Source organism: Mesorhizobium sp. M4B.F.Ca.ET.089.01.1.1 (assembly GCF_004022605.1).
GTDB classification, from domain to species: Bacteria; Pseudomonadota; Alphaproteobacteria; order Rhizobiales; family Rhizobiaceae; genus Mesorhizobium; species Mesorhizobium abyssinicae.
Map to the genome: position 1 here is coordinate 1 of NZ_RZOS01000611.1, position 2757 is coordinate 2757.

Genomic DNA, 2757 nt, shown 5'->3' on the forward strand with positions numbered 1-2757 from the left:
ACCTGTACCGCTGCAGCGGGGCCACGAGCAGCGACTCGAGCCATGCGCCACGCTGCAGGACCTCGATTTCGGGCCAAGCCTCGAGCCCGCAACTCGCCTTGCTTCTCGGAAATCATAAGGCTTTGTGGGGCGGTTAAGCAGCGCGATATGGCCGCGGCGATACGAAGTTTTCATCTTTACCCTGTTCAGACGGTCAGGCTGCCTTCGCCGCCGGCTTGGCTGCCTTGACATGGGTTATACTGCGGCGACCGTCGACGCCGATCGGAACGTCACCGTCAACCGTAGCGCGACGCACAACCCGGTGCTGGTCGCCATAGTCGTTGACCGCATAATGCTGGTTAGCACGGTTGTCCCAGATAGCGACGTCGCCTACTTGCCAGCGCCACCGCACGGTATTTTCCGGGGCAGTGACGTAGGACTGGAACACCTCGTAGAGTTTGGCGGAATCGCTCTTGGAAAGGCCGACGAGGCGCTGCACGAAATTGCCGAGCAGCAGCGACTTCTCCCCGGTTTCCGGATGGACGCGCACGACCGGATGCTCGGTCTCGTAGATCGTCGATGTGAAAACTTCCTCGAAGTGCTTCTTCTCTTCGGCTGTGGCGCGCGGGCGCACGGCTGCGTAGTCGTAGGCATTGCTATGAATAGCCCACAGATTGTCCGCCAATATTTTGAGCGGCGCCGGCAGATTCTCGTACGCGGCGTGCGTGTTGGACCAGATCGTGTCGCCCCCCGCCGCCGGAATGACGACGCCACGTAGGACCGAGAATTTCGGATAGGCATCGACGAAAGTCACATCGGTATGCCACTGGTCTGCCCTGCCACCGCCACGGCCGGAATCGAGATTGAGGATTGAGGCCGTGCCGGCTGCCGGCCCCTGCGTGGGATGAGGTACAAGGTTACCCAGACGCCGCGCGAACAATTCCTGCTCCGCATCGTCGAGATGCTCCTGGCCGCGGAAGAAGATCACCTTGTGTTTTAGAAGAAGCTGGTTGATGGCTGCTATCGCTGCGTCCGAAAGGTCTCCACCAAGGCGAACTCCTCTGATTTCAGCTCCAACACGGCTGGTCAGCGGTACAACGTCGGAGTCAGGAATTCTCTTCGTCAAGCTCGAAAGCCAAAATCCCGGCGGATCGATCAAGGATCGCATTGCGTTGTCGATGATCGTTAATGCCGAACAGCGTGGCCAGCTCGCGCCGGGCGGTACAATCATCGAAGCGACCGCTGGCAACACAGGGCTCGGCCTGGCCTGGCGGCACGAAGCGCGTGATCGCGTGTCCAAAAGCTGACAGCGTCAGACAAATGTCAGGTTCATTACAACCAACATCTGGGCACTGACGAGGTTTTTCGAAGCAATGGGCGCTAACTGCGCGCTGAGCGCGTTGGCATGGCTTTTGAGACTGAGTGACTGTGACTGCACTTAATGGGGCAAGACGAGCGATGCGCTCCTCCCTGAACCCGTGTGCCGTCTCTGAGAGGAAACCAGCTCGTGCAGAAACCTTTGGAAATAGCTTTGGACCGCAACGTGGTATTGCAGATGGAGTCCCCGGCTCCTTCGATTAGAGTCGAGAACTGGCTGCATGGCGAGCCCCTCACGAGCTTTGAGCCCGGCAAGTGTACATAGTCGAATTTTGGGCAACTTGGTGCGGCCCATGTGTGGACGGGATGCCCCATCTGATCCAGCTGCAGGGCGTCGCCAGGCGCGCCATCTGGACAGCAGGAGCTGGACTATGGGCAAGGTAACAGGCTTTCTCGAAATCGACCGGCAGGTGCACAAGTACCAGCCGGCCTCCGACCGCATCCGGCATTTCCGTGAATTCACGCTGCCGATGTCGGACAAGGAGGTCGAGAAACAGGCCGCGCGCTGCATGGATTGCGGCATTCCGTTCTGCCACGGGCCAACGGGCTGTCCCATCCACAACCAGATCCCGGACTGGAACGACCTCGTCTACAATGGCGACTGGGACAATGCGATCCGCAACCTGCATTCGACCAACAATTTCCCGGAATTCACCGGCCGCATCTGCCCCGCACCTTGCGAGGAAGCCTGCACGCTGAACCTCGAGGACATTCCCGTCGCCATCAAGACGGTCGAGCAGGCGATCGCCGACAAGGCTTACGAGACCGGCCATATCAGGCCCTATCCGCCGGAGAAGAAGACCGGCAAGCGCGTCGCCGTCATCGGCTCCGGCCCGGCCGGCATGTCGGCTGCCCAGCAGCTCGGCCGCGCCGGCCACGACGTCCATGTCTATGAGCGCGAGAGCCGGCCCGGCGGGCTGATGCGTTACGGCATTCCCGACTTCAAGATCGAGAAGCACTATATCGACCGGCGCATCGAGCAGATGCAGGGCGAGGGCGTCACCTTCCATTGCGGCGTCAATGTCGGCGTCGACAAGCCGGTTGCCGAGCTGCTCGCCGAACATGACGCGGTGCTTTATTGCGGCGGTTCCGAAACGCCGCGCGCGGCCGGCATTCCCGGCGACGATCTCGGCGGCGTGCATGACGCGATGCCCTATCTGGTGCAGCAGAACAGGCGTGTCGGCGGCGAACCGATCCAGTCGGTGGCGTGGCCGTCGCATCCGATCCTCGCCGGCGGCCAGCATGTGGTCGTCGTCGGCGGCGGCGATACCGCGTCCGACTGCGTCGGCACCGCCTTCCGCCAGGGCGCGGTCCGCGTCACCCAGCTCGACATCCGTCCGCAGCCGCCGGAAAAGGAAGACAAGCTTTCGGTCTGGCCCTACTGGGCGACCAAGATGCGCA

The 2757-nt window shown here is 61.6% G+C and carries 2 protein-coding genes and 2 pseudogenes; 3 read left to right on the forward strand and 1 reads right to left on the reverse strand.

The annotated features are described in order from the left end of the window. Window positions 1–193: 193 nt before the first annotated feature. Window positions 194–1147, reverse strand: a complete 954-nt coding sequence (locus tag EN780_RS31525; protein ID WP_024504271.1) for a TauD/TfdA family dioxygenase — start codon at window positions 1145–1147, stop codon at window positions 194–196. Between EN780_RS31525 and EN780_RS40965 the strand changes: the two are divergent. The 3 genes and pseudogenes from EN780_RS40965 to EN780_RS31540 form a co-directional block, all read left to right on the forward strand. After that, window positions 1062–1247: pseudogene (locus tag EN780_RS40965) on the forward strand (pyridoxal-phosphate dependent enzyme); the annotation flags it as partial. The gene EN780_RS31525 and the pseudogene EN780_RS40965 sit on opposite strands and share 86 nt — an antisense overlap. Before the next feature lie 275 nt (window positions 1248–1522). Beyond that, a pseudogene (locus tag EN780_RS31535) lies at window positions 1523–1686 on the forward strand (thioredoxin domain-containing protein); the annotation flags it as partial. A gap of 41 nt (window positions 1687–1727) precedes the next feature. Beyond that, window positions 1728–2757 (forward strand): glutamate synthase subunit beta (locus EN780_RS31540; protein ID WP_133372802.1); only part of this gene is annotated, 1030 nt, incomplete at its 3' end.

Coding starts and splice junctions, on each gene's coding strand:
- EN780_RS31525 (WP_024504271.1), bottom strand. CDS start 1,147: ATGCGATCCTTGATCGATCCGCCGGGATTTTGGCTTTCGAGCTTGACG.